Below are 25577 nucleotides of genomic sequence, written 5' to 3' on the forward strand. Positions count from 1 at the left end.
GGGGACAGCTGAAGAACCCAAGAAGAACGGCACATTCGGAATGAATGACAATAAATCGAAAATGGTCGGGGTGACAGGATTTGAACCTGCGACCCTCTGCTCCCAAAGCAGATGCGCTACCAAGCTGCGCTACACCCCGGTCGGTTTCTCACCGCTTGGAAATGATAATGCATCCGCTGAACGAAAACCAATTCTCGCACTCAATCCGGATTGTGGGATAGATCGTGGTTTTTCGATTTCACTTTTCAGCCCCGGCACGTTACGATCGATTCGTTCACGTGAACAGTCACGCCCATCGGCGCTGGCATCGCGGGCGTAGCTCAATGGTAGAGCCCCAGCCTTCCAAGCTGGTCATGCGGGTTCGATTCCCGTCGCCCGCTCCACTTAGACATCGGATTTGATAAGCACCCCTTTGCGTTAGCGAGTATCGCTTAGGGGGGTGCGAAAAATCGCTTGCGTTAGCGGGTTTGGGTTTTGCGTTACCTAGTATCGTGTTTTCCCTGTTCGAATAGGGTTTTGGGGGTTAACTAGCTAACGGATGGCAGGTGGCGTTCGCTGTAGTGCTTGCGATGGTGGTTCTATTTCTATTTTTAATTGGATCTATTTGCGTCGCCCGTGCTTGGCTCTTAGTCTAGTTCTGCTCTGTTGTATATGTAAGTGGCGATGAAAAGTAGCGCAATGATTAGCAGTAGGCTGCTGGTGATTGGCCAGATCCACGGTGCCTCGAGTGTGTCCTGAGCGAGGTTGTTTATTATGGGTGCGAGGCCAAGGGGAGTTTTGTCGCCCTCCTGGACAAATATCGCTGACATCGTTATTAGTAGGTAGGCTCCGAATCCGGCCGCAAGGGGTATGCCGACGCCTGGTTTAACAGTGGCTGCGGCAGTCTGTATTACGTGAATGAGAATGATTTGTAGCGCCCATACCAAACTAGCCAATATGATCGGGGCGGGATTGGCGCCTGGGAATAACAGTGACGTTCCTGCCCAGGCTAGGGTAGCGCTGAAGACGGCAAGGAATAGGGTAGATAGCCAGCTGCTGATAGCAAAGCTGATGAGGTAGTGTGAGCGCTGCACGCTACCAGGGAAAATAAAAGGAATGTCACCATTGCCGGTAAGCACACTGCAACGAAAAGAGTTCATTGCAACGAGGATTACGGTAAGAATTTGGGTAAGGTTCTTTATCCATCCCGCGTAGGCTTGCAGCCAGGAAGGTTCAGGTAGCGACTCTATTAGCGTGGTTACTTCTGATCCGGCCAGAAATCTGATGATTCGCGGCGTGTATTGGGTAAACAATCCTTGGGTGAGAGCAAGGATAACGAATACCCCACCTATCATCCATGTCCCATAAGAGCGTAGGATCCAGACAGCTTGATAGCGCCAGATCAATCTGAAACTCGAGGTATTCACGATTTTTTACCGCCATCCTTAGTCAGTTTGGTGAAAAGTTCATCTAAGCCGCTAAAGGTGGGGTGAATCTTTGCGGCAGAGTCGAGGCTGTAGATAGCCTCCGCCACGGCGGTGGCAACGTCTGAACGCACCGTGACATCAAGCGTAACGTGTTTAGTTTGCTGATTGACCAGCTCGCCTAACTGTCCTTGAGCTAGCAGGCTACCGCGATGCAAGATCCCCACGTGGGTAGAGACTTTAGCGACATCGCTGAGGATGTGGGAGGAAAATACTATCGTTACCTGCCCGGTTAACTCGCGTAGCAGCCCCAGAACATCTGCTCGCCCGATCGGGTCAAGAGCGCTGGTTGGTTCGTCTATCAGTAGTAGTTTCGGGGCAGTAACGAGTGCTGCTGCTATTCCCATCCGTTGCTTCATGCCTCTAGAAAAGGAGCCAATTCTTCCGGGGGCTTTGTCGAGGTTAACCAGATTGAGTAGTTCGTCGCTTCTTTCGGCTGCAAGGTCTGGGGAGATTCCACCAAGGCAGGCGAGAGTGATGAGCGCATCCTTGGCTCTAAGCCAGGGGCTAATCTGGGGGACATCAGTCAGGTAAGACACGCCAGGGATCGGTTTGACCGGAAGTTTGCCTCGACTAACTCCCAGCACGGTGGCGCTACCACTACTGGCTCCGGCCAGTCCTGCAAGGATCCTCATGGTGGTGGTTTTACCAGCCCCGTTCGCTCCCACAAACCCATAACAGGAGCCGGTAGGAACTCGAAGATTTATGTTGTTTAGTACTTGGTGCTTACCGAAGATTTTGGACAAATCTTTAGTACAGACTGCTAAATCCATGTTCATTCCTTCGGATACAGCTTGCTCACCACTGAACTCGCATCAACCTGGTGATGCTTGGCTGTAGCTTTCTGTTCATATTCACGCTGCACCTTAAGCTGTCTTTGTTCGTGAAAGTACATAACCAAAAAGACGATTGGCCCAATCACTTGGCCAAAGATGATAACCAGGAGCCACACTAGGCGATTTAAACCGGCAATGTGAGTTCGCTTATCACGCAGCAAGCAAATCAAAGACCAGACCACCGCTACCAGTTGCAATCCTATAAGGATGCAAACTCCTATCAATGCTGGGGTCGGCAAATCCAACAGTTTATCTATAGGGTTCATTACTTGTCTCCTGAATTATGTAGCCGGGTTTTTACCCTAGCTAACGCGGTTTTTATATAAGCGAGTTGGCAAGCGCCAGCAACGAGGGGCCATAAAGCAACAATGGGCACCATCGACCGGCGGCTCATTTCCTGCTTGTCACCAGCCCGGCGCATTGCTGCAAGCCAGGCTATGGACAAGGCTTCAACACCCAACAAATCAGCCTGATTGGCCAAACGTACGGCATCTTCGGATTCTGGGTCATCGCGCCGAAAGACCTGTGGCGCTAGTGCTGCAACAGTCGTTAAAACCACTGGAGCTAGCGCAGCCTGCTTGCCGCTAATAAATCTTTCAGACCCTCCGAGTGTTGACCGCTGGAGGAGAACCTGATCTTTGCGACTGAGCAGTACCGCCAAGAACCCAACCCCAATCCCACCGGCAATAGTGGTGAGCTTAATGCCGCGCTTTAGACGTGTGGGGACGTAGCTGGCCAAGTCCGGTAGAGAATCATCGGGTCGAATTAGCCCTAAACGCACACCAACAGCACCCAGATTAACGTCCCAACCCAGTCCGTATTTTCGAGGAATGAACAAGCGCGGATTCTCTGGTTCAAAACCATCCAGCGCAGCATCAGAGCGCCCCAACCACAGCCCGGAGACAGGTATCCCCAAAACTCGCGCCTGCCCTTCTATGTCCTTACCGAACCACTTCATCACCGTATTCCTTTCCGCGTTGTACGCTTCACAGCACAATCAAGCGCCTCCCACTCAGAGCGCATCTGCAATAAGCGATTCTTCCCAGATTTTGCGAGCTTATAAATCTTCCTCGGCGGCCCTACCGGAGACTCCTCCCAAGCCGTAACTACCAACCCTGATTTACGGAGGCGTGCAAGCAGCGGATATAACGTGCCCGTAGAAATCTCCAACCCCGCTTCTTCACGAAAACGCTCTACAAGCTGCCCCCCGTAAGAAGGACGAGACGAAAGTAATCCAAGGACAATCAGTTCAACAGCGCCCTTGCGTAACTGTGACTCAGACACAACCCCTCCTTGCTTAACCATGTTCCTTGTATAACATACTACCGCGTGTCTAAAAGGCTAGCAACTACTTTTCGCTAGGACTTCAGGTCTGATAAGTGCTCTTTTGCGTTACCGAGTATCGTGTTTTCCCTGTTGAGCGTTATGGCGTTTGAAATGTTTCTCTGAATGTGGAGTGTTCTACCTAATTCATCCTAGTGTTCATGTACACTATAAACACTAGGAGGTGTTCGTGGATATCATCGTTAGTAATGCAAGTTCTGATCCGGTTTACGCTCAGATTAAGAATCAGCTCAAGGCGGCAATAATCAACGATCAGGTAGCGCCCGGCGACAAGCTGCCGTCGATCCGGCGTTTGGCATCACAGCTTCGCGTGTCGGTGATTACTACCAAGCGCGCCTATGACGAGCTAGAGCTAGAGGGTTTCATTGATTCCGTACAGGGGCGAGGTAGCTTTGTCGCTTCTAAAAACACTGAATTACTCAAGGAAGAGCAGCGTAAAAAAGTCGAAGACTACTTGAAATCCGCCCTCGCCTCGGCTCGGATTGCTGGCTTGTCTGTTTCTGATCTGAAAGAGCTGATTGATTTATTAGGAGAATCCGATGAATGTGATTGAAATCAACGGACTAGTTAAAAAGTATCCGGGATTTACGCTCGGTCCGCTTAACCTTGAAGTTCCCCAGGGGGCAATTGTGGGTTTCGTGGGCGAGAACGGTGCTGGTAAATCTACGACGCTGCGTTTGATTTTAGGTCTTGCTCACCCTGATGCCGGCACAATAGATCTGCTAGGGCAGCCTACAGGTATGGGTAACCCACAAGCGCATGAGCGGGTGGGGGTAGTTTTTGACGATATTAGCCTGCCAGATAGTTTTACTGTTAAGAATGCTGGCGAGCTTGGCAAGCGCCTGTACAAGAGTTGGGAATCAGAAACATACGCTAGTTATCAGCAACGTTTTGATCTCGCTTCGTCTAAGCGAGTTGGTGACCTTTCTCGTGGTATGCGGATGAAGCTGGGGTTAGCGATGGCGCTTTCCCATGCAGCGGATTTGCTGATTTTTGATGAGGCTACCAGTGGTCTAGATCCGGTGATTCGTGATGAAGTGCTTGATATTATGCTCGAATTTATCGAAGATCCAACCCATTCGATCCTGTTTTCGTCCCACATTGTTTCTGATATTGAAAAAGCCGCTGACTACGTGGCTTTTATCCGTGAGGGCAAATTGAAGTTCATGGAACAAAAAGACGAACTTTTAGATTCTTGGCGAATCGCGGCGTTGACCAATGAACAAGCAAACCAGCTTGACTCCGCGCAAGTATTAGGGCGTCGCCGTCATGATTTTGGTCAAGAAGTCATCGTGCGCACCGGGGCCGTTCCTGCTGGTGTACAAGCTACTAGACCGACGATTGAGGACATCATGGTTTACACGATTAAAGGAGAAGATCAGTGAGGGCCGCTTTTTATAAAGATCTTATTGCCAATCGTACGTACATAGCTGTTTTAGGTTTGGTGCTAGTCGTAACCTGCGCTCTAGGAATATATGCGAACCAGTTGATTATCTTTCCGTTCATCTTTGGCATGATTGGAATGCTTTATTTTACGGCCACCTTTGCTCGTGATGCTGAATCCAAGGTGCACCGAACGATTCTTGCCGGACCTATCAGTAGAAACGAACTCGTTAATTTAAATTTTCTGATTACACTCGCTCTTGGGGTAGTGGCTTTCGCGGTTACAGGTGTTCTTGCCTATTTAATGGTTGAGATGCCTTGGAAAAATACTGTTTTGGTGGCCAGCTTTGCCTTTGCGGTCACTTTGTTGTTGACCATTATTCAGCTACCACTGTTTTACAAATTTGGTCCGGAAAAAGCCAAGCTTTTTCTGGTCGCGGTATTCATCGTGGTATTCGCCGGATCATCCTTTGTTGGTTCCAACAAACAAGCAATCTTCGAATGGGTAGCAAAAGCCTTAACCCTACCCCCACTCACAAACGCAGGAATACTACTGACCGCGACGATCGTACTTACCGCAGTATCCCTATGGATAAGTCGAAAGATCATGGCAGGTAAAGAATTCTAAGTTAGTAGAGTCCGATTTTGCATCCAATGTTGACACCCTGCCTTCTTTTCAAAGCCCCACCGTGATTTCTTTCCCGGTTCTAAAGATGAACCGGATCTGGTTTGCGCCAATACAGCGTGGTTGATTAGGGCGTTCCATTGACAGGACTGGAAATGTTCGATGGGTTTGCCGGCTAGCTGGGAGTAGGCGGTTTTTGTGATGTGTCGGGGCATCGTTGACAGTTTGTTGACGGTGTCCCGGTCTTTTTGTGTGTGGGTGTGTCACGTCATTGTTGACAGGTGTGACGGTGCTGGTGTGTTTTTTTGGGCTGGTAGTTGTGTGTGGGGTCGATGGTGTGTTCGGCGATGATTTCTCCGGTGGTGCGGTCGATTGTGATGGTGTCGTTGCCTGCTATGAGGATGAGGACTGGGTGGTGTGCGTAGGGTCTGCCGATGCCGAGGAGGTGGAGGAGTTTTCCTGAGTGGCGCATGGTGACTTTGCCTGCGGTGTCGACCGTGTCGTGTCGTATTCGCCAGATCCTCTCGAATAGCTCGGTGGTGGGGTGTGCTGGTGGTGTGGTTGTGTACACGGTGTGTGGGGTGCGCCTGTTGAAGGCTCTGTGGGGGCGTTCGTGGTTATAGATGCGGGTGAATGTGTCGAGTTGGTTGTGCAGGCTGGTGATGGTTGGGGCTGGTGGTTGGGCGGCGAGCCATTTTTCGAGCGTGTAGTGGTAACGTTCGATTTTTCCTTATGTGGTGGGATGGCCGAGGAGCCCGTTTTTCTGAATGATGCACAGGTCGTGAAGGAGTTGTTCAAACGCGTTGGGCTGGCGGTTTTGGGCGCGTGCTCCGCGCGCGTGGCGCGTGCTGTAGACCATGGCGTTGTCGGTCAGTGTGGAGCGCGGGTACCCGTAGGTGCGTGTGGTGGTGGTGAAGGTTTCCACCACGATGGGGCCGGTGATGCGCGGGTGTGCGCTTGCGTGCAGGAGGAACCGTGAGTGGTCATCAAGCCAGGAGATGATCTCAACTTGCTCGGTTTGAGTGTGCCAGTGCGTGAAGCCGGATTGCCACATTTCATTAGGTGCTGCGGCTTCGAATCGTTTCCATGCTGTGGTTTCTTGTGGGGCTGCGGCACAACACAGTTGTGCTTTTTGAGAATCCTCCAGATCGTGCTCACGCTGGGGCGTTCGTGTTCGTCAAGACGCGCCCATATGCTTTCAGCCCCACCATCAAGACCTTGCTCGATCAGCGTGGCGCGTAAACCCAGCACGTGATCCACCACGTGGAGTGGGCATTGGTGGGGGCGACGGTGGGGTCTACGTGAGCGGGGCTGCAGGCCTGTCAGGCCGTCTTGTTGGTAGCGCCGGATCAGGGTATAGACCCATTGACGTGAAACCCCGAAACACTTCACGGCCTCGCTGATGCTCATACCTGCTTCAACATCGCTCAACACGATTACTTCGTTCTTATTTGTTTCAATCATGTGTCAACGATGACGCGACACACCTGTCAACTATGTATTGAAACCAGACAAACAACGAAAAACAGGGTTACCCCCTCGTTCGGTGCGTGAAGGCGTCACTGACGCTGCGGCAAAAACGGAAAGCACGCGGTCTTCTGAAGCGGGCAATTCGCATGCTTCGAGTGGCACTTCACGATATCCTCAAGGCATGTTATTTGCCTTTTCAATTTCCCCGTCCACGACGGACAGCCCTGACGGTTCGATGGCGCATATCGTAGCGCGCGCCGTCAAAGTCATTCGTGACAGCGGCCTACCCCACGAAACCAATTCGATGTTCACCACCATCGAAGGCACATGGGATGAATGCATGCCAGTGATTCGCCGCGCCTGCGAAGCAGTGGGCGAAGTCAGCCCTCGGGTCTCACTGGTGCTGAAAGCAGACCTGCGCCCCGGTCACTCAGATGAGATGAGCGGGAAAGTGCAGCGACTCAACTCCCAGCTCGACAAGATCGACGGACAGTAGCTCCCCAAGGGAGCACCAAAGTGCGCAGTCACGGACGCGCGCGAGCATGAAGCTATGGCCGATACCGTGGGAACATGAGCATCCCTACCGACACGCCCCAGTCCCGGCCATTCACGATCCGCAAGGCCACACGCGCTGACGTTTCCGCACTGCAGGAACTGTCCATCACGACATTTACACAGACCTTCGGTTATCTGTACGCGCCCGATGACCTCCAGGACTTCCTCGAATCGACCTATTCGCCCAACGCGCTCACAACGCTGCTCACTGGCCCCCAATGCGCCGTCTGGCTGGCGTTCGATGCTGGCGATGGTGGAGACACTAATCCCGACGCGCAGGAGACCTCTCAACCGGTCGCGTATGTGCTTGCCGGATCATGCTCATTTCCCCACCCTGATGTGCGCTCCGGCGACGGGGAGATTAAGCGGCTCTATGTCAGGCAAGGCCTGCAGAATTCAGGCCTGGGCACACAGCTCATGTCCATCGCCGTCGACTGGCTTCTTGAGCGTCAGCCGGACGCCTTATGGCTGGGCGTCTGGTCACGCAACGACCGCGCGCAGCGATTCTATGAGCGTTTCGGCTTCACGCACGCGGGGGAATACCGATTCAAAGTCGGCTGCCACCGCGATCATGAATTCATCGTTAAACGGGCGCTGCATGCCTCACTTCGTCAATGAGGCATGAAATGGGCCCACCGCCTTCAACAGCGGTGGGCCCGAGCTCATACTTTCCGCAGACTACATGCGCTGGATCATCTCCAGCTCACCTGCATCAGCCCTCAACTGTCACAGCGCCACTTTCAGCGTCGATGTCAAATTCGGCCAAGTCTCCGCCGGCTTCGTTTTCGAGTTCAACTTCGAAGTAGAACTTGTTGTCGTCATTGTCGTCGAAGTCAGCGGATTCGAGGTAACCATCGGGACGCTCGGCCAGAGCAGCCTTGACCGCATCTGCCAGCGAGATGATTCCAGCATCCGTGACATGCTTGTCATCTTCATCAAAGTCGTCGTCGATCTCGTTTCGCACGACATTGCCGCTTTGATCAATGACGTAGATACGGCCTTCATTACCCTCAACAACCTTCACTTTCCACTCGGAGCGCTGGTGGTTGGTTTCCAGAGAATAGGCGCGGCCACCGTTCACACCCTCAGCAGCCGCCACAGCCGCCAGAGCCTGCTCGTTGGATGAAACACCTGATGCCGCAGAGGCCTGATCGTCATCTCCAGATTCGGCGGTGTCATCAGCATCATCATCACGGTCATCGTCCGAGGAAGACTGAGTTGCCTCGCTCGTCGCAGTAGTTGACGTGGGTTCAGATTCAACTGGTGCGGGGTCATTTTGGGAGCTGCAGGCTCCGAGAGTGAATGCCAACGCGATCGCAGGGACAAATGCCAGTTTTCGTGTGGTTTTCATGCCTTTATCCTGTCAAGTACTCTCCCACTTTTGCAAGCGATCACGCCAGATTCACGGCGCGCGAAGCATTGCTACCACCCTCAAACGGCGCCAGCGTGCGCAACCCTCGACGTCCGCATGATTATGCATACCTATCAGTAAGTTTCGCTATTTGGATGCCGTTCATCCGACCTTGCGCAAGGTATCCACCATACGAACACTTTTCCACGAGGGCGATTTTTGGCCTACCGTGTTCACATGCTGGTGACAGTCGACTTCTTTGCTGATTCTCGACTGACTGCTTACTCAACGAGGGGGAACGTATGTCTGATTCTGCTGCGACGCCAAAAACTGGCAGCCACGGCAAAGCCGATCCACGCCTTCGACGCAACCTCAAGGCTCGCCACCTCAACATGATCGCCATCGGAGGCGCAATTGGAACGGGCCTGTTCGTCGCATCAGGTGGCACCATCACCGGCGCAGGGCCAGGTGGCGCACTGCTGGCGTACGGCGCAATCGGCGTCATGGTCTTCTTCCTCATGCAGTCACTGGGCGAGATGGCCACATACTGCCCCTCCTCCGGTGCGTTCGAGGTTTACGCGACGCGCTACGTCTCCAAGTCTTTCGGCTTCGCGCAGGGATGGAACTACTGGTACAACTGGGCGATCACGGTGGCAGCCGAACTCGTTGCCGCCACCATCGTCATGCAGTACTGGTTCCCGCCGGATCAAGTTCCACCGTGGATCTGGTCCGGCGTCTTCCTGCTGATTCTGTTCACCCTCAACGCGTTCAGTGTGCGCGGTTTTGGTGAATCTGAATTCTGGTTCGCCGCCATCAAAGTCGTGACCGTCTTGATCTTCTTGGCGCTGGGTGTGCTGATGATCGTCGGTATCCTGGGAGGCGATTCGCCCGGCTTGACTAACTGGCAGATTGGCGAGGCGCCCTTCGTCAACGGCTTCTGGGGAATCATGGGGGTCTTCATGATCGCCGGATTCTCATTCCAGGGAACAGAAATGATCGGCATCGCAGCCGGCGAGACTGAAGATCCGGAGAAGAACGTTCCCAAGGCTACGCGAGCGGTCTTTTTCCGCATCCTGCTGTTCTATATCGGCGCGATCCTGGTGATTGCCTTCCTCATCCCTTACACCGACCCGTCGCTGCTGCAGGGCGCAAGTGCAGACGATTCCACCGCACAAGGCTTCACTGAAGCCGTCACAAAGTCACCCTTTACGTTGCTCTTTGAGCGAGCCGGCATCGCCGGTGCTGCAGGTGTAATGAATGCGGTCATTTTGACCTCGATTCTGTCTGCAGGAAACTCCGGTGTCTACGTCGCCACTCGCATGCTCTACTCAATGGCGAAGGAGCGTAAGGCGCCTCGTCTGTTTGGTCGTGTCACCTCACACGGTGTTCCCCTGGCTGCTCTGGCCGCTACGTGCCTGATCGGCGCAGCATGTTTCGCCACATCTCGCGTCGGTTCCGGCGTTGTCTACAGTTGGCTGGTGAACGCGTCCGGCCTGGCCGGTTTCATCACGTGGATGGGAATCGCATGGTCACACTTCTGTTTCCGTCGCGCATATAAGGCTCAAGGGAAGGACCCGAAGGATCTGCCCTACCGCGCTCTGCTCTATCCTGCAGGTCCGCTCATTGCGTTGGCGATGTGTGCGATCGTCGTGGTAGGTCAGTCCCTCGACGTGATTGCCGGCGAATTCTCCGTCATCAAGTTCATCGGTATCTATATCGGGCTGTTCTTCTTCCTCGCCATTTGGGGCGGACATAAACTGGTGACGCGCTCGCGCGCAGTTGACCCGATGAATGCCGACCTGTCGCGGACAGCGCAGTAGTTCCACCGTTCCCTGTCCTAACAGAATCGGCCTCGCGTTCGACGCGAGGCCGATTCCTTATGCGCTGTTCTGTGTGCGCTGTTCTGTGTGCGCTGTTCTGTGTGCGCTGTTCTGTGTGCTCTGTTAGACGCCCCACCCTTTTGAGATTGATTCTCACTATGTTAGTGTTGATACATATTGATAATCGTTCTTAACAGGAGGTCTGATGCGCCATTCACACACGTTCACTCGGCGCCGCGGCGTCAAAGCCCTTGCGGCAGCAGCACTGCTCAGTGTGGTCGCCTCACTCAGCAACGCCATGCCGTCGCCGGCATCCGACACACTCACCCTTGATCACGGTCACGTCGATATTTTTCACCTCAGTGCCGCCTCCTCAGGCGGAATCGACCTCGACGTGAAAGAAGACGTTACGGGCGCAGGCGTCCGTCACGCCCCTGAAGATGTCACATTCGTCGTCAAGGAAGCTGCAAGAACAGCGATTCCATCCGATGCGGGTGTGCCCGGTGCACCAGAGGCGTATGTGCTTCCGCAAAAGCAGGATTTCAACCTGCTGTGGCCGGGATGGGACATTTTGGCGTTGGGAGATTCCTACACGGGCGCGAACTTCGACATTTCGTATTCAGGTCCCCAGGGAGGTCGGATCGCAGCGTGGATGACACCAGCCTTCGGTGCGCCTCAGTCAGTACTGACCGACAAGTCCCTCGCTTTGGATCCTGCCGGCTCCACTATCGAGCAGCCTTATCTGGCGCATGCGCACGTCAACTGGCTGTTTACACATGCCGGTACCTACATGCTCAAGGTCACCGCGCGTGCCACGCGCACCGATGGCTCTCAGGTTCACAGCACCCCACATACGTACACGATCGTCGTAGGACATGCACAGCCTGCCTCAGATTCACAGGGCACTGATGAACCTGGCTCGAAGCCGGGCGAGGGCGAGGCAGCCACGACACCTGCAACCCCTGAAGGGGACGAAAGCACCTCCCCGGCAGGTGACGACGCGCAGACAGGTGACGGCACGCAGACAGGTGACAGCACGCAGTCAGGCGACGGCACGCAAACGGAAAGCAGTTCACAGACGGGCACTGGCTCACAGGCACAGCCTGACTCGCCAGCAGCCGTCTCGAAACCGCACGCAGACTCACCAGCACACAATGGCTCAGCAGCACAACCAACTCCGAAAGCGGAACCGGAGAAGTGCATTGCCACCGAAATCACCCGACCCGCCACCGAAGCGGAGATTGCGCAGGCACAATCTGCTCCCCACGGTGATTCCACAGTCGCCACAACAACCCTGCACTTTTCGGTAGGCCCGAACGCTTCAGGAGATGCGACCGATGGACACTTCGACCTCGGCGTCGGCATCTCCAACGGGCGTGCCGTGGCACTGCTCAAAGACGATCGCAGTCAGCCCGCATCGTGGGTCAATCCGTCGAGCCTGACGTTTGCCGTGGGAGGCGCCGCATATCTCAAAGCACCCTCAGCATTGTCATTTCTCACCACCGCAGGAACGCCCGTGTGGATGATCGGCTCCACACAGCAGCACGGTGTGCCGTGGCTCGGCATGAACTCACAGCGCCCCGAACTGTCAGGCGCCACAACCGGTCAGGTGCGATGGACACTCGAGGATGTGCAAGGTCCTGGCCGTCTGGGCGTCTTCTTCTCCGGAGGACTTGGCGGCGGAGTAGGCGAAAAAATCTTCACCGCTCCCGGTGATTCCTTCACACTGCCAGCCAACACTCACGCGCATCCGAACTGGGTCTTCACAGCTCCTGGCCATTACTCCGTGACCATCAGCCAGACACTCACCCCCACCAATGCCGCAGCTTTCGCAGCCTCAGGCGTCCATGTGGATGAGAACGGCCAGCACGTCGTCACAGAAATCGTGGGCCGCACCCCCTCCGGAAAAGCATGTGAGTTGCCGGAAAACGCCACCAGTCTAGCGTCAACCGGCGCCAACAGCTTTCTGGCTCTTGCCGGCCTCGTGCTCATCGCGGGCCTGGCTGGTCTGGGCATGCACCACGCTGCTCGTCGCACACGCTGCGATCGCTAGATGCCGCTGATCGCCATGTTCCACACATTACGACGAGGGTGGCCAGCCCACCTGCATGCTGCAGCACACACCTTTCGCATCACAGGTCGCGCACTGCTGACACGCACGGTGGTCGCCCTCGTCACTGCGGCATCTGTCGCCACGATAAGCGCGTGCAGCGGCATCGGACGCGCGCAAGCAGGTGCCGATCAAACCGGCGCGCTCAAAGTCGTGACAACCACAGGAATCCTGGCTGACCTGGTGCGTCAGGTCGGCGGTGAGCGCGTGTCGGTTAATGCACTGGTGCCCGATGGGGCAGATCCGCATACCTATGAGCCCTCACTGCGCGACATCCGCGACGTCGCCTACGCTGACGTGGCATTTTCGAACTACCTGCTGCTCGAAGAACATGCCATAATCCGCGCGCTCGACGCCAACCTGCCTTCCCAGGCGCGCTCGGTGTCCATCGCGGAAGTTGCCGCGGCATACGGTGCGAAAGTACGCCCGCTGGTCGAAGATCGCGCACTGGATACGGTGTGGCTCGGCATGCGGGTAAGCGGCAGCGGGGAGAAATACGGAGCGGATCGAGCATCGGAAATATCCCTGTATTGCACCGGCGCAGACCTACCCGAAGGATCGGTGGCGAGCGCGTGGCTGACCACCACGTTCGGTGCACCCAGCATCGCCTTTACTGCGGGCGGGCAGACAGAGACTTCACAGACACAGGCATGCTCAGATGATCAGATGCGCCTTCCCGCCCAGGCGCACCAGCACATGAGCTGGGGTTTCACAAAGCCAGGGATCTACCGCCTCACGCTGGGAGCGACCATCCACCCCGGGCGCGGCCTGCCTGACAGCAACCTGCGCAATGGAACACTGGTCGTGGCTGTGGGCATTGACCCCGGTGAAGTTGCCGCGCGCGAAAGGCGCACCGTCGTCGATTCTGGCCATGCGGATGTGACCGTGGACCTGGAACGCGGTGACGTGACCCTCATGGCTGATTCACACGCGGGCGGGGATTCGAGCCTGGAGCGGATCAACCTGGATCGCGCCGTCCTGTCAGTTCCAGCTTCCACTTTGACCTCAATTCCGGCAGATGGCTTCCGATTCCTCGGCCATCCAGGCGACCCGATTTATCTGCTGCCGCAGGCAGTCCTCGGCAAGCATGCACACGGCGAGATCGACCCGCACCTGTGGCACGACGTATCGAATGCGCGCGCATACGTGCAGGTCATTCGCGACGAACTGATGCGCGCTGATCCCGAAGGGGCCGCAACCTACCAGCGCCGCAGCGCCGCCTACCTCAACGAGCTGGCTGACCTGGACACCTATATGGCCCAGACGATTGAGCAGATCCCGCCCGAGCGACGCCACCTGGTCACCACTACTGATGCGTTCGCTTATCTTGCCGACGCGTACGGGTTGGACGTGGCGGGCTTCCTGGCTCCCAATCCGGCCACAGAGCCATCCCTCGCTGACCGCCAAGCACTCCAGGCAGCGCTCAGTGACCTGAAGATTCCCGCCGTTTTCCTGGAGCCGAACCTGGCCCGAGGGCGCTCACCGCTGCGCACGATTGCAGAGGAATCAGGCGTGAAAGTCTGCCCTCTGTACGGCGACACGCTGGATTCACGCGCCCCGACCTACATCGACATGATGCGCGCGAATGCCGATTCGCTGCGCACATGCCTCTGCCCTGCTGATTCAACGAAAGAGTAACCGTGACACAATCCCTGATTTCACGCCTGACCAGTGCCGCCCTGGGGGCCCTCGCCGCCACTGCCTGCCTGGCCCTGCCCGCCTTGTCTGCGCCGATGGACGAGGCTGACCCTGCCCTGGATCAGACGGTTAAGGCAGATGAACCCGTTTCCACTGATCCGACCGTGATTTCGCGCGGACACGTTGACATCGGTCCGCGCGTCATCGACGGCACGTGGCAGATCCTGGCGCGCGATGATTCGGCTGCCACACCACTGTGGCGCACCCTGGATTCGGTTGCCATCCACGTGAGCGATGAGTCCATGATGGATGTGCCGGATACAGACGATTACGCCTTCCTCGAAGGCGCGCAGGGTAAGCGCGCCTGGGTGATCCCGCAAACTCAGCAGGTCGATGTGCCCTGGGTCGGGTGGAACACGCAGGATTCGGCGGCACTGAAGCGCATGGGAACGGGCGCCACGATGACGGTTGAACGTGTCGAGGGGCCGGGCCGCATGTGGCTGTTCCTGCAGGACGGTACGTTCGGAGCGCCGCGTGTGCTGGCGGATTCGGGGGCGAACAGCGCTGACGGATCAGCGGGCAGCACACCTGCCGGTGAGGTATGGATGGAAGCCAATACTCATGTCCATGCCAACTGGGTATTTTCTGAGCCGGGCGTGTACCTGGTTCATCTGCGTGTGGCAGCTGACGACGGTGCAGGCAACGCGTCGTCTGACGCGACGGCTCAGGCTGTCATGCGTGTCGCTGTCGGCAGCCAGACTGATCCGCACGACGCCCTCAGTGCTGTGCCCTCAACTGCAGATCCTGCCGATTCTCAGGGCGCTTCCGACCAGTCTGGAGCAGGCGAACAAGCTGGCGACAATTCTGCATCCACTGCTGAATCGGCGCCGCCCGGTGTTTCCTCACAGGACCAGTCGGCTCTGAAAGGGCCGCGGGACGTGTCTGATTCGAATACGTCCGTTCCCCTGTGGATCGCCATCATTGCAGCCGTCGTGCTGATGGGTGCGGGCGTGGCGTGGCTTGTGAGCAGGGCGCACAGGAAGCAGCGCGCAGGCTCATCCCTCGTCAATCCACAGGATTCAGAAAGGACCACTCGATAGGCATGACTCTCACGGTACCAACTGCTGCGGCGGACAGGTCACCGGCAGGCGATGCGCTGAGCGTGTCGGGCCTGAATGTGTCACTGGCGGGCCGTTCGGTTCTGCACAATGTCTGCTTCACTGTTCCTCCCGGCTGCCTGATCGGCCTCATCGGCCCGAACGGTGCTGGCAAGACCACACTGATGCGCGCGCTGCTCGGATTGGTGCCGATCAGCTCCGGCAGCGTTCAAGCCGGAGGGACGCATCTGAGTGCGCCGATGATCGGGTACGTTCCTCAACGCCATGAATTCGCGTGGGAGTACCCCATCAGCGTGCGCCAATGTGTCGATATGGCTGCGCGCCTCCACCCCGGCGAGGGATCGCGCACGCTCCGCATGATGCGGCGTTTCGATTCCATCGCACGCCGCGAGCGCCATGAGCGCGTCTCGCGCGCCCTGGATCGAGTCGAGCTGTCGGATCTGGCTTCCCGTCCAATCGGACAGTTGTCAGGCGGGCAGCGCCAGCGCGTCCTGGTTGCCCGGGCGCTCGCCGGTAATCCGCAGTTACTGTTCCTCGATGAGCCGTTCACGGGGTTGGACATGCCCACCCAGGAACTCCTGACTGATCTGTTTCAGCGGCTGACCGGCGAAGGCCGCACCATCATGATGAGTACGCATGACATTGCCTCCGCGCTCCATACGTGCGATCAGCTGCTGCTGCTCAATCGCACGGTGATTGCGCACGGCACTGCCGCTGAGCTTGCTGATCCGACGTTGTGGGTGCAGGCCTTCCACATTCGCTCCGACAACCCGCTGCTGCGCCTGTTGCCGACAGAACGACTGGAGGACGCATGCTGACGCTCAGCGAGTTTTGGCAGGATCTGCACAATCCCCTGTTGGCTTTCCTGCCTCGGGCGCTTCTGATCTGTGTGTGCTGCGCCGTGGTCTGCGGTGTGGTCGGGTCCTACGTTGTGCTGCGAGGGATGGCGTTCATGGGTGATGCAGTTGCCCACTCTGTGTTCCCCGGCCTTGCCATCGCGTTCGTCCTTCAGGGATCTCTGGTACTGGGAGGTGCGATCGCCGGCATCGTCACAGCGGTGCTGGTCGCTCTGTTGTCAGGCAATCGGCGTTTGAAGGAAGATTCTGTCATCGGAGTACTGTTTGCTGGTGCGTTCGCTCTGGGTTTGCTCATCATGTCGAGGGCGCCTGGCTACGCCGGTTCGCTCCAGCAGTTCCTATTCGGTTCCATCACCGGAATACCTGCATCCGATGTTCCCGTTGTTCTGGGTGTGAGCGCTGGGATCATGGTTGTGGTTGCGCTGATGCATCAGCGTTTCCTGGCGGTTGGGCTGGATCGGGAAAGTGCTCGCGCAGCCGGGATGCAGACGCTGGCTGTGGACGTCTTGCTGGCTGTAGTGATTTCGCTGACGGTTGTCATTTCGGTGCAGACGATCGGAAATGTTCTGGTGCTGGCATTGCTGGTGACGCCGGCAGCCACCGCACGTCTGCTCACTGATCGCCTAGGCGTGATGATGCTTCTTGGCCCTGCCATCGGGGCGCTGTGCTCGCTGATCGGCGTGTATCTGTCGTGGAGCAGTGATCTGCCGACGGGGGCGACGATTGTTGTCACGCTGACAGTTGTTTTTGTTGTGGCGTGGGTTCTTGCTCCGCGACATGGGCTGGCAGGCCGCCGCGCGCGAGACCGCGTGCCCGCATCATCTGCAGCCCGCTAAGCGATCGCGGACGACAGGCTGCACGTGGTTGTATGGGTTATTCCGATTGGTTGCGTTCGAGCTCGCGCAGGTCGTCAGCCAGGGCGAATCCTTCGTCGGATTCAAAGCAGAAAGTGGCACTGCCATTGGGGTCTACGCCAATGCTCGTGGTCGGTTCAACGCTGATCAGGGTAAATGTCCCCACGGATTCCAGAGTTGCCGATTCTCCAGCCAGTAGCACTACCTGGATACCGCCCTGTGTGCTTCCGGCATTCAGATATGTCTTCATAAAGTGATCCTGCACCTGCGGCGCAGTGATCGTCGCGGTGTAATTGCCGGCGTTGTCCAGCCACAGCGGCGCATTCTCACCGATCGTCAGTTCAATTCCGTTGTCACACACTATAGTCTTGCTCCCGTTTTGTCCGTGATTTCCACCGATGATTGGCTCTGAGTCTGATTTCGACTGCTGATGGGTGCTCTCGCTTTGTCCTGTTTCTCCATCAGAGCACCCGGCAAGGGCACCCATCGCGACTACGAAAGCGCATGCCAGGAGGGCCTGTCCCCTGCTCCCATATCTACTTCGCATATCCATCTCCAACCGCGATCGAGCCGTAATACTTTCCAAAGTCTTCCCAGGAAATGGTGATTTCACCGGTGGGAGTTGTTCCTCCACCTTCCAGATAGTTGTGGCCCCATGGATTCACAATCGTGACCGTATCCGCTGTCGCGCTCTTGACCTGATAGGCGTGCTGTCCCACAAGTTCGACGTTGACGTCCCGTCCGCTGGAGTCTGTGGCATGGACCACGGCGGTATGCCTGTCCGGATGGAATTGTCCGCTTGTCGTTGCTGTCTCCGCAGTAACAGGCTTGTCAGCTTCAAGCGCACCTCTGACTTCCATCTGATCCCAGGGCTTATATCCTTCTTTGAAGAACAGGAAGCCGTTCGACTTATCGATGACGTGATAGTCCCCGCCGGACAGTTCCTTCGTGGCAGGGCCAGGCCATCCACCGGTGATGCCGCCATTGTTGCCAGGCATCGTTCCGCCCTGATGCATTTGCCCATAGGCCGACTCAAACAGCGAATACACATTCGCTTTCCCGTCTTTTCCACGGGCTCCACTCGCATATACGTCATCAACGAATTCAGTTCGTTTCCGACTTTCGTCAGGATGAAGCGGATCATCATAGATCGTCACAAAATAGCCGTCGAGTTTTCCATTTTCATCGTAATGGGGCTTGATCATGTTCCGAAGATGCTCACGCCCTTCTGTCGAGTCATTAAGAGCTATTAATGCCGACAGCAGCCCGTTCCCCTGACGCGCAACAGCTACGATCGTTGCCAGTTTCTCCAGGGGCGGAGCCGCATCAATTTGCGCATCGATTGTGAGCGCCTGGTGATGGAGTTCGTCGGCTTTTCGTTGAAGCGCTGAAACCGAGGCTCCATATCCTACGAAGGCATCGCCTGCCTGGCCGATTCCGTCCACCACATGCAACGCCTGTTTTCGAATCTCTTGATGCGCGCTGTCGAACGATTCGCGCGCTTCCCCTTCCCATGCACGTATTCGGCCAGGAATTCCTTCCAGTTCCTGAGTATTCGTTTCCATCACTTGTGCGGTGGTTTCCACACCTGAGGCTGTTGCGTTAATGGCGGCGGCATCTCCCGGAATATCACCGATAAGAAGAGAAAAGAGCGGCATGGCGATCACGACCTGAATTTGTGTTGACGTTCTGGGTCATATCTGAAACTCCGGGCCCATTGCCCGTCCGTCTGTTCACTTTGCTTCCTGGCAGTCGCAACGGCCTCAGATGTCTTGTTACACCATTGCCCGACTTCCCCAACACGTGTCTGTGCGGCTTGGGAAAATGCTTCGTATGCATCGCTCAGCTCCGGCTGACCAAGCACCCCGATCCCAGGGTGAGCTGGCGTCTTGACAGTGGAGAACGCAGAAAACAGCTGGTTCAGATCGTTCGACAGCTGTTTCATTTCTTCGGGGGACATTGAAAAAGTCATCGTCGATCCTGTCCGGTTGCACTGGCTCTACCGTCACGACACTGAGGTGGATCATGTCTCACATCACACTATCATACAAACTCTAGACAATACAAGTGTTTTCGGTGAAAACAACCGGCACACCTGTCGCTTCAGCTATCTCATTCAATACGCAGATGTCCCTCATCTGGACTGCTCTATCACACACAGAGCATTCCAATGACTCGACTGGCTGACACAAAGTCGGCGTATGATCAGTTCACACGTTGTACCCCAAGGATGCGAAACCACCATGGATGTCTTTACTCAAGCAATCACTCCCAGTGCCACAATTACCGGCTACGCTCTGTCCGCAAGCGAGGAGCTGTCCACAGGTCTTCGCCCTGCAGTCCTGATTTTCCCTGGCGGCGGTTACCAGTTCTGCTCGGACCGGGAAGCAGAGCCAGTAGCGCTCGCCTACGCAGCTGAAGGATTCAACGCATTCGTCGCCCGCTACGCAGTGGGTCAGGACGCACCGTGGGAGCAGTCTTTTAACGATGGGCAGGAATGCATGCAATGGGTGCGTCGACACGCACGCAAGTATGGCAGCGACCCTCATCAGATCGCTGCAGTTGGCTTTTCGGCGGGTGGCCACCTGGCGGCATCCATTGCAACGACGCGCGGTGACCGGCCGGACGCCCTCGTCCTTGGTTACCCCGTCACGCGAGCCGAGTTCGGCCCTTTGATGGGTAAAGAGATCCTCGATGTGGTCGATTCAGTTGACGAATCCACTCCTCCCACATTCGTGTTCACCACTCAAAGCGACGGCCTGGTTCCCGCTTCCAATACGACTGATCTGGTCAGCGCGCTGATGGCGCACAACGTGCCCGTGGAGGCGCACATGTACCTTCTGGGTGCTCACGGCCTCAGCCTGGCGAAGGCTCACACGGCTAACGGGCAAGCGGGAAGCACAGATGAGGCGGTTGCGCAGTGGTTCCAAGCTTCCGTTACATTCCTGCGGCGCATTTTCTCCCCCTTCCCGCTCGAGGGTGCTGCGATGACGTGGAAGTCCTATACAGATACACGCCGAGTGGGGATCGACATGCGAGTCGATCGCCTCCTGGCAGTTCCTCAGGCACGCGCGATCCTGCAGAAACTGGCACCTGAGCTTTTGGCATTCGTGGAAGCGCATCCGGCGTCAGCGCACATGTCTGCACGCATCCTGTTCGAACAGGCACCCGACCGTTTTCCTGAGGACACGATCCGTCAGGTCGAAAACGAGCTCACCGCTTGCAACAGGTGAAGACTCCGCGTATTCAAGCGAAAGCCCCGTAACCTCAAGGCTACGGGGCTTCCCTGGGGGTGGCTGACGGGGCTCGAACCCGCGACGTCCTGGACCACAACCAGGTGCTCTACCAGCTGAACTACAGCCACCACTGCCGCACCGACCGGTGCAACGAATGCTTACTCTATCAGAGTTCACGCCGGACCTGAAAATTCTCACGCCCCCTCCGATGGTGGCATCGAACACGTCCCGCATTCACTGCTGCACGCTCCACCGTTCGCAACATCACCGTCAACAATTCGGAACATGTCAGTGAAAGTCCTGCATCAATTCTGCAGCATCGATCCTGATCGCCGCACTTCCACCTCAGCACCCATGTTTTGCCTAGTATCATGCGGAAAAGACCGCTTCTTAAGCATATGTAAAAGAGACGAGCGATGTCGATCCCACGTCGCGCACGATCAGGTCACCGGAACGCAGGAATCATCACCCTCAGCGCATTGATATCGCTTGGCCTTCTGGTCGGGTGCTCCAGCGGAGGCGGTGCCACTAAGAGTGATGACAATGCTAGTGGCGGCGGCACAGCATCTGCCGATGGTGAAATCCCCACCTATGACCCGATTGCCATCGTCGCTGAAGAAGTTCTGGTGTGCGATAACGGCGAAAAGCGGACCACGGCATACGATCTCGAAACAGGCGAACCCACAATGGACCCCGTGGGCGGCGAAGAAAGCTGGGTTAAGACGATCAGCGACGGCTACATCGTCTACGACTCCTCAGCAGATGACGAGGAAGCCGAACATACAATTTACGCCTACGACGGCACAGAAAAGGGTACCTTCAAGGGATTGAAGAGCTTGCCGACAGCGTGGTCAGTCATTCCCTGGTTCCGTCCTCGGCGATGTTTGCCCATCGGGAAGATGGCCCGGCCAGCGTCGACGCCAAGGGAAACGTCGTGACGCTCAGGCACGAGCGTGACGATCTGTTCGCCACCACTGGCTTTAACTTCGACGATATGGGCGAAGTTAAAGCCGTGGCAGCCGACGGAAGATCCGTTGTGATGAGAACTGATGACGGGTACTTCATCGTCACCCCCGACGGAAAGACTCAGCATGAGATTCCAGGGGAAGATTTCAGGGTCTTTGATGGGCACATCGTCATCGACGAACCCGGTCCTGAGGCTCGCCTGCTGGTCCCCAATAAATAGGCCAAAGCGGGTTGCTTAGCCCCACCCCCACTGGTCGAGCTCTTCGTCGTCAACACCGAAATAGTGAGCGACCTCGTGGATGACCGTTGTGCGTACCTCGTCCTCGACTTCTTCAAGCGTGTCGCACACGGCCAGGGTGGGGCGACGAAATATGAAGATACGATCCGGCAGCATCCCGGCGTAGTCGCTGCGCTCAGTCAGAGGCACGCCATCATACAAACCCAACAGGTGCAGTGAATCTTCGGGTGGGTCGTCCTCGACAATGAATGCAACATTGTCGATTGCTCGCCACAGTCTTTCGGGGATCTCATCGACTGCACGCGCCACCATCTGTTCAAACTCATCAAAGCTGACGTCAACGCTCACGCCGGCCGCCCTCACAGGATCTTGCGAGCGCACCTGCCCGCAGCACCGCAATGCTCACCAAAACGCGCGCATCGCAATAGCGTCAGCAAAGTTGTTCATGGCGGCAGGTGACGAGGCAAGATACAGGTCCGCGTCCACCAGTGACACTTCCATCACCCTGAACGAGCCCTGCCCGTCGGGGACAAGATCAACCCGGTTATACAGGAACAGCTCGTCGCGGCCCATCCGATCACGCACATAGGAATGCAGGACCGAGCGGATCAACTCGCCCCACTGCCACTGCTCGGCACTCGCGTCACGCGCCTCGACCACTGATTCACGGAACACAGGTGCCGACATGGTGTCCGGGGACAGCATTGCGGTTTTTTCAACCGAGTGCGAAACCAGGCCGTTGAAGAACAGCAGCGAGATCTCACCGTGAATATCGATGTCCTCCAGGTAGCGCTGCACCATGACCGAACGGCCCTCCGACAGCATCGTCATCGCGTGCATGATCGCGGCCTGACGCTGCTTCGTGTCGTTGGCGGAGTACCGACCCACATCGCGCACACCCGAGGACACAGCCGGCTTCACGACGAAGTCACCCGAGGCGGGAAAACGTGCATGCACCTGATGCTTCGACAGGTTCTGTTCCGGCTCCAACCACATCGTGGGAATCACCGGAAGGCCACGCTTCTCCAACTCAATCATGTAGTGCTTATCCGAGTTCCACTCCAGTACATCGGGGTGGTTGAGCAAACGTGGAACCGAGCGGCTCCACTGGATGAAGGCATCACGGTCAGTGGCGTAGTCCGACACTGAGCGGACGACGCTAACACCGGCATCATCCCAGTTCACGTTCGGGTCGTTCCACACTGCGATGTGCGGATCGGTACCTCGCTCGACCAGTGCATCAAGAAGTCCGGCATCATTGGTGTACAGGTCAGGCATCTCCGCTGACGTTACGAGCGTTACCTTCGGTTTCGACATGACTCCACATTACCCCGATCGGATCTCAGCGAAGCCCAAGCGGGCGTGCAAGTGCTTCGCGCAGCAAAGTATCGAGCAGCTGACCGTAATCCACTCCGGAGCTCTCCCACATGCGCGGGTACAGCGAAATGGGAGTGAACCCCGGCATGGTGTTGATTTCGTTCACGGTAATGGCGCCGGTTGAGTCGTTGAAGAAGAAGTCAACGCGTGAGAGTCCTTCACCACCCACCGCGGCAAACGCCTGGATCGCAACATCACGGATCCGGTCGGCGTCTGCCTTCTTTAAATCTGCAGGACACTTGAGCGTGGCAGCTTCCGCGTCCACGTACTTGGAGTTGAAATCGTAAAACTCGCCGTCAGGCACGATAATCTCACCCAGAACTGCGGCACGAGCCGGAGCCCGCTCCCCTGTCTCAGCGCGGGTGGCCAAGACGGCGCATTCAACTTCGCGCCCCTGCAACATTGATTCGACGATGACGCGCGGATCGTGCGCGTGTGCTTCTTCGATCGCCTGGTCCAGCTGCTCCCACTGGTCCACACGCGTGATACCGATGGAGGATCCAGCGCGACATGGCTTGACAAACAGAGGCAATCCGAGGGCACGGATCCGCTCGTGCGCATCGTCCTTGTGATGCGACCACTGCTCGGCCGTCACCAACTCCCAGCGCCCTACGTCTACGCCAGCCTGGCTGAGCACTGTCTTAGTCAGGTGCTTATCCATGCACACCGCAGAAGCTGCCACACCGCATCCCACGTAGCGCACGCCAACCATCTCTAGGAGCCCCTGGATTGTGCCGTCCTCACCGTAGGGGCCATGCAGCAGCGGGAACACAACGTCGATTGCTCCCAGATCGCGTGCCGTCCGCAGGCCTTGGCCACCCTCGTCACTGTCTGACAGTTCAAAGAGGTGTCCGTGCGGCCCCCACACCACATGTGCGCCCGTCGCGGTGACTTCGTGCCCATGCCCGTCGTGGAATTCAAGGTCATCAGGGTTGTCACTGACGCGCACCCACTGGCCATCCTTCGTAATGCCCACCGGCACAATGTCCCACACGTCGCGGTCGATCGCTGAAAGGATCCCTGCGGCAGTGGCGCACGAAATCTCGTGTTCGCTTGATTGTCCTCCAAAAACCATGAGGACACGGGGTCGGGCTTGAGTCGTCATGGCGTTAAGCCTACCGCCGTCTGCCGCGTTTATTGACGAGGGCGCCCCCTGATGCCTCGGTTCACAGCAGTTCGATGCGCCACCCGTCCATCTTCTGAGGGCGCGACATGAGCATCTGACCCATGTGCTCAATGGAGTCACCGTCATGGACCACGCGCACCACGCTCTCCGTGATCGGCATATCCACATCGTGAGCGCGAGCCAGCTGCAGGATCGGAAGTGCGGAGCGCACACCTTCCACCACGCCGGGAGACAGTTCGAGCGCTTCGTCCAGGGAAGCTCCGCGCCCCATGCGCACACCCAGCGAGTAGTTACGCGACAGTTTCGATGAGCAGGTCGCCACAAGGTCACCGATACCGGCAAGACCGGCGAAGGTGTCGGCACTGGCTCCCAGTGTCGTACCCAGACGGGTCATTTCAGCAAGGCCGCGGGTGATCAGTGTGGCACGCGTGTTGATTCCCAGGCCCATTCCCTCGGCGGCTCCAATGGCAACGGCGATGACGTTCTTGACAGCACCGGCGATTTCGCATCCAAGTACGTCGCCGCTCACGTAGGGGCGGAATGTTGACGTGTGGCAGGTGCGTGCGATCATCGTGGCGCGCTCGATGTCCTCACATGCCACGACCGTTGCCGTCGGCTGACGGTCGGCAATTTCGCGCGACAGGTTCGGACCGGACATGACGGCCACGCTGGTCGGTGCGAAGCCGGTTGCCTCGCAGATCACTGAATGGACTGTGCGCAGCGTGTCCAGTTCAAGACCCTTGGCCAGGGACAGCAATGTGGCATCGGGGTCCAGTGCGGGTGTGGCCTGTTCCAAAGTGGCGCGCACCGCCCCCACGGGCACGGCGATGCATAACAGGTTCGAGTCCTGAATGCACTGCCGGATGTCGGTCGTCGCGTTAATCGCATCGGACAGTGTGACACCAGGCAGGTAGGTTGAGTTTTCATGAGAGTTGATGAAGTCGACGACGCCCTCGTTCCTACCCCACATCGACACGGTGAGGCCGGCCTGGCTCAGGATGTGCGCGAAGGTTGTTCCCCATGCTCCGGTGCCCAGCACGCTGGCGTGGGTGAAGCGCTGTTCAGGTGCGCCTGCCCGTTCCTCGGAGCTGTCCGCCGGAGGCGTGTGGGAGTGAGCGTCGTAGCCGGTCGTTGCGTGAGGTGTCATACATCAACTCTACTGCGTGGGCACTCAGATCGCGGTTGAGCCACAAGTACGAAAAATGGGAGA

29 protein-coding genes, 3 tRNA genes and 2 pseudogenes are annotated in these 25577 nt (G+C 57.0%); 17 read left to right on the forward strand and 17 right to left on the reverse strand.

The genetic code is table 11. The annotated features are described in order from the left end of the window. Positions 1-62: 62 nt before the first annotated feature. Positions 63-139: transfer RNA gene (locus tag AC1EJ1_RS06760), tRNA-Pro, on the reverse strand. Positions 140-309: 170 nt separating this feature from the next. Between AC1EJ1_RS06760 and AC1EJ1_RS06765 the strand changes: the two genes are divergently transcribed. Then, positions 310-383, forward strand: a tRNA-Gly gene (locus AC1EJ1_RS06765). 1019 nt (positions 384-1402) lie between these two features. Here the strand turns inward: AC1EJ1_RS06765 and AC1EJ1_RS06770 are convergent. The 4 genes from AC1EJ1_RS06770 to AC1EJ1_RS06785 are packed head-to-tail and all read right to left on the reverse strand — an operon-like array spanning position 1403 to position 3604. Further along, complete coding sequence (locus AC1EJ1_RS06770; RefSeq protein ID WP_285014463.1) at positions 1403-2236, reverse strand: ABC transporter ATP-binding protein; 834 nt, start codon at positions 2234-2236, stop codon at positions 1403-1405. Between the two features lie 2 nt (positions 2237-2238). Beyond that, positions 2239-2565 (reverse strand): PLD nuclease N-terminal domain-containing protein, encoded by a 327-nt coding sequence (locus AC1EJ1_RS06775; protein WP_092648400.1) that lies wholly within the window; start codon positions 2563-2565, stop codon positions 2239-2241. After that, positions 2565-3257 (reverse strand): DUF5808 domain-containing protein, encoded by a 693-nt coding sequence (locus tag AC1EJ1_RS06780; RefSeq protein WP_285014460.1) that lies wholly within the window; start codon positions 3255-3257, stop codon positions 2565-2567. The genes AC1EJ1_RS06775 and AC1EJ1_RS06780 overlap by 1 nt, the downstream gene beginning before the upstream one ends. Beyond that, entirely contained in the window at positions 3257-3604 is a 348-nt protein-coding gene (locus tag AC1EJ1_RS06785; RefSeq protein WP_257590396.1) for a PadR family transcriptional regulator, read from the reverse strand. The genes AC1EJ1_RS06780 and AC1EJ1_RS06785 overlap by 1 nt, the downstream gene beginning before the upstream one ends. A 208-nt stretch (positions 3605-3812) precedes the next feature. On the opposite strand from AC1EJ1_RS06785, the gene AC1EJ1_RS06790 reads away from it, so the two are divergent. From AC1EJ1_RS06790 to AC1EJ1_RS06805, 4 genes are all read left to right on the forward strand, one after another. Then, entirely contained in the window at positions 3813-4196 is a 384-nt protein-coding gene (locus AC1EJ1_RS06790) for a GntR family transcriptional regulator (RefSeq protein ID WP_285014459.1), read from the forward strand. Further along, entirely contained in the window at positions 4183-5028 is an 846-nt protein-coding gene (locus AC1EJ1_RS06795; protein ID WP_285014458.1) for an ABC transporter ATP-binding protein, read from the forward strand. The genes AC1EJ1_RS06790 and AC1EJ1_RS06795 overlap by 14 nt, the downstream gene beginning before the upstream one ends. Next, complete coding sequence (locus tag AC1EJ1_RS06800; RefSeq protein ID WP_285014456.1) at positions 5025-5654, forward strand: ABC-2 transporter permease; 630 nt, start codon at positions 5025-5027, stop codon at positions 5652-5654. The genes AC1EJ1_RS06795 and AC1EJ1_RS06800 overlap by 4 nt, the downstream gene beginning before the upstream one ends. Before the next feature lie 271 nt (positions 5655-5925). After that, positions 5926-6114 carry a hypothetical protein gene (locus tag AC1EJ1_RS06805; protein WP_480295586.1) on the forward strand — a complete coding sequence of 63 codons (189 nt, stop codon included), beginning with the start codon at positions 5926-5928 and terminating at the stop codon, positions 6112-6114. Between the two features lie 126 nt (positions 6115-6240). Here AC1EJ1_RS06805 and AC1EJ1_RS06810 read toward each other — a convergent pair. Then, a pseudogene (locus AC1EJ1_RS06810) lies at positions 6241-6375 on the reverse strand (integrase core domain-containing protein); the annotation flags it as partial. 6 nt (positions 6376-6381) lie between these two features. Continuing rightward, a complete protein-coding gene (locus AC1EJ1_RS06815) occupies positions 6382-6798 on the reverse strand; it encodes a DDE-type integrase/transposase/recombinase (protein ID WP_480295616.1) in 417 nt (138 codons plus the stop codon). On the opposite strand from AC1EJ1_RS06815, the gene AC1EJ1_RS06820 reads away from it, so the two are divergent. Beyond that, entirely contained in the window at positions 6738-6893 is a 156-nt protein-coding gene (locus tag AC1EJ1_RS06820) for a hypothetical protein (RefSeq protein ID WP_285014454.1), read from the forward strand. The two genes, AC1EJ1_RS06815 and AC1EJ1_RS06820, sit on opposite strands and share 61 nt — an antisense overlap. On the opposite strand, the pseudogene AC1EJ1_RS06825 reads toward AC1EJ1_RS06820, so the two are convergent. Then, a pseudogene (locus tag AC1EJ1_RS06825) lies at positions 6846-7115 on the reverse strand (helix-turn-helix domain-containing protein); the annotation flags it as partial. The gene AC1EJ1_RS06820 and the pseudogene AC1EJ1_RS06825 sit on opposite strands and share 48 nt — an antisense overlap. Positions 7116-7302: 187 nt before the next feature. Here AC1EJ1_RS06825 and AC1EJ1_RS06830 point away from each other — a divergent pair. Then, complete coding sequence (locus tag AC1EJ1_RS06830; protein WP_058236347.1) at positions 7303-7617, forward strand: thiamine-binding protein; 315 nt, start codon at positions 7303-7305, stop codon at positions 7615-7617. A 74-nt stretch (positions 7618-7691) separates the two neighbouring features. Then, on the forward strand, positions 7692-8294 hold the full coding sequence (locus AC1EJ1_RS06835; protein ID WP_285014453.1) for a GNAT family N-acetyltransferase: 603 nt from the start codon (positions 7692-7694) through the stop codon (positions 8292-8294). A 94-nt stretch (positions 8295-8388) separates the two neighbouring features. On the opposite strand, the gene AC1EJ1_RS06840 is transcribed toward AC1EJ1_RS06835, so the two are convergent. Beyond that, positions 8389-9027, reverse strand: coding sequence for a PepSY domain-containing protein (locus AC1EJ1_RS06840; protein WP_285014451.1), 639 nt, complete (start codon positions 9025-9027; stop codon positions 8389-8391). A 302-nt stretch (positions 9028-9329) separates the two neighbouring features. Between AC1EJ1_RS06840 and AC1EJ1_RS06845 the strand changes: the two genes are divergently transcribed. The 6 genes from AC1EJ1_RS06845 to AC1EJ1_RS06870 all read left to right on the forward strand — a co-directional run bounded on the left by AC1EJ1_RS06845 (position 9330) and on the right by AC1EJ1_RS06870 (position 17406). Then, complete coding sequence (locus AC1EJ1_RS06845; RefSeq protein WP_285014450.1) at positions 9330-10847, forward strand: amino acid permease; 1518 nt, start codon at positions 9330-9332, stop codon at positions 10845-10847. Between the two features lie 205 nt (positions 10848-11052). Further along, entirely contained in the window at positions 11053-12900 is a 1848-nt protein-coding gene (locus AC1EJ1_RS06850; RefSeq protein WP_285014449.1) for a TIGR03773 family transporter-associated surface protein, read from the forward strand. Then, the gene (locus AC1EJ1_RS06855; RefSeq protein WP_480295587.1) at positions 12901-14595 is read left to right on the forward strand and encodes an anchored repeat ABC transporter, substrate-binding protein; all 1695 of its coding nucleotides are present in this window, start codon (positions 12901-12903) and stop codon (positions 14593-14595) included. 2 nt (positions 14596-14597) lie between these two features. Further along, positions 14598-15695, forward strand: a complete 1098-nt coding sequence (locus AC1EJ1_RS06860) for a choice-of-anchor M domain-containing protein (protein ID WP_285014447.1) — start codon at positions 14598-14600, stop codon at positions 15693-15695. Between the two features lie 2 nt (positions 15696-15697). Continuing rightward, on the forward strand, positions 15698-16531 hold the full coding sequence (locus tag AC1EJ1_RS06865) for an anchored repeat-type ABC transporter ATP-binding subunit (RefSeq protein ID WP_285014446.1): 834 nt from the start codon (positions 15698-15700) through the stop codon (positions 16529-16531). Then, positions 16525-17406, forward strand: a complete 882-nt coding sequence (locus AC1EJ1_RS06870) for an anchored repeat-type ABC transporter permease subunit (RefSeq protein WP_285014445.1) — start codon at positions 16525-16527, stop codon at positions 17404-17406. The genes AC1EJ1_RS06865 and AC1EJ1_RS06870 overlap by 7 nt, the downstream gene beginning before the upstream one ends. A gap of 37 nt (positions 17407-17443) precedes the next feature. Here AC1EJ1_RS06870 and AC1EJ1_RS06875 read toward each other — a convergent pair whose 3' ends face one another. The 3 genes from AC1EJ1_RS06875 to AC1EJ1_RS06885 form a co-directional block, all read right to left on the reverse strand. Then, the gene (locus AC1EJ1_RS06875) at positions 17444-17785 is read right to left on the reverse strand and encodes a hypothetical protein (RefSeq protein WP_285014443.1); all 342 of its coding nucleotides are present in this window, start codon (positions 17783-17785) and stop codon (positions 17444-17446) included. A gap of 175 nt (positions 17786-17960) precedes the next feature. Further along, the gene (locus AC1EJ1_RS06880; protein ID WP_285014442.1) at positions 17961-19091 is read right to left on the reverse strand and encodes a hypothetical protein; all 1131 of its coding nucleotides are present in this window, start codon (positions 19089-19091) and stop codon (positions 17961-17963) included. Next, entirely contained in the window at positions 19088-19396 is a 309-nt protein-coding gene (locus AC1EJ1_RS06885; protein WP_480295588.1) for a hypothetical protein, read from the reverse strand. Before AC1EJ1_RS06885 ends, AC1EJ1_RS06880 begins: the two co-directional genes overlap by 4 nt. Positions 19397-19625: 229 nt before the next feature. Between AC1EJ1_RS06885 and AC1EJ1_RS06890 the strand changes: the two genes are divergently transcribed. Next, complete coding sequence (locus AC1EJ1_RS06890; RefSeq protein ID WP_285014441.1) at positions 19626-20657, forward strand: alpha/beta hydrolase; 1032 nt, start codon at positions 19626-19628, stop codon at positions 20655-20657. 58 nt (positions 20658-20715) lie between these two features. On the opposite strand, the gene AC1EJ1_RS06895 is transcribed toward AC1EJ1_RS06890, so the two are convergent. After that, positions 20716-20788: transfer RNA gene (locus AC1EJ1_RS06895), tRNA-His, on the reverse strand. Positions 20789-21076: 288 nt separating this feature from the next. Between AC1EJ1_RS06895 and AC1EJ1_RS06900 the strand changes: the two genes are divergently transcribed. Together AC1EJ1_RS06900 and AC1EJ1_RS06905 are read left to right on the forward strand one after the other, a co-directional pair. Continuing rightward, the gene (locus tag AC1EJ1_RS06900; protein ID WP_480295589.1) at positions 21077-21598 is read left to right on the forward strand and encodes a hypothetical protein; all 522 of its coding nucleotides are present in this window, start codon (positions 21077-21079) and stop codon (positions 21596-21598) included. Continuing rightward, a complete protein-coding gene (locus AC1EJ1_RS06905) occupies positions 21595-21846 on the forward strand; it encodes a hypothetical protein (RefSeq protein WP_480295590.1) in 252 nt (83 codons plus the stop codon). Before AC1EJ1_RS06900 ends, AC1EJ1_RS06905 begins: the two co-directional genes overlap by 4 nt. A gap of 15 nt (positions 21847-21861) precedes the next feature. Here the strand turns inward: AC1EJ1_RS06905 and AC1EJ1_RS06910 are convergent, their stop codons facing one another. From AC1EJ1_RS06910 to AC1EJ1_RS06925, 4 genes are all read right to left on the reverse strand, one after another. Further along, positions 21862-22212 (reverse strand): metallopeptidase family protein, encoded by a 351-nt coding sequence (locus tag AC1EJ1_RS06910; protein ID WP_227469349.1) that lies wholly within the window; start codon positions 22210-22212, stop codon positions 21862-21864. Positions 22213-22266: 54 nt separating this feature from the next. Further along, a complete protein-coding gene (locus AC1EJ1_RS06915; protein WP_285014438.1) occupies positions 22267-23181 on the reverse strand; it encodes an ATP-grasp domain-containing protein in 915 nt (304 codons plus the stop codon). A 25-nt stretch (positions 23182-23206) separates the two neighbouring features. Continuing rightward, positions 23207-24346: a D-alanine--D-alanine ligase family protein gene (locus tag AC1EJ1_RS06920; protein WP_285014436.1), complete on the reverse strand. Its 1140-nt coding sequence runs from the start codon at positions 24344-24346 to the stop codon at positions 23207-23209. Between the two features lie 61 nt (positions 24347-24407). After that, positions 24408-25514, reverse strand: coding sequence for an NAD(P)H-dependent glycerol-3-phosphate dehydrogenase (locus AC1EJ1_RS06925; protein WP_285014435.1), 1107 nt, complete (start codon positions 25512-25514; stop codon positions 24408-24410). Positions 25515-25577 lie beyond the last annotated feature (63 nt).

Source organism: Pauljensenia sp. C0170B4, from assembly GCF_056590235.1.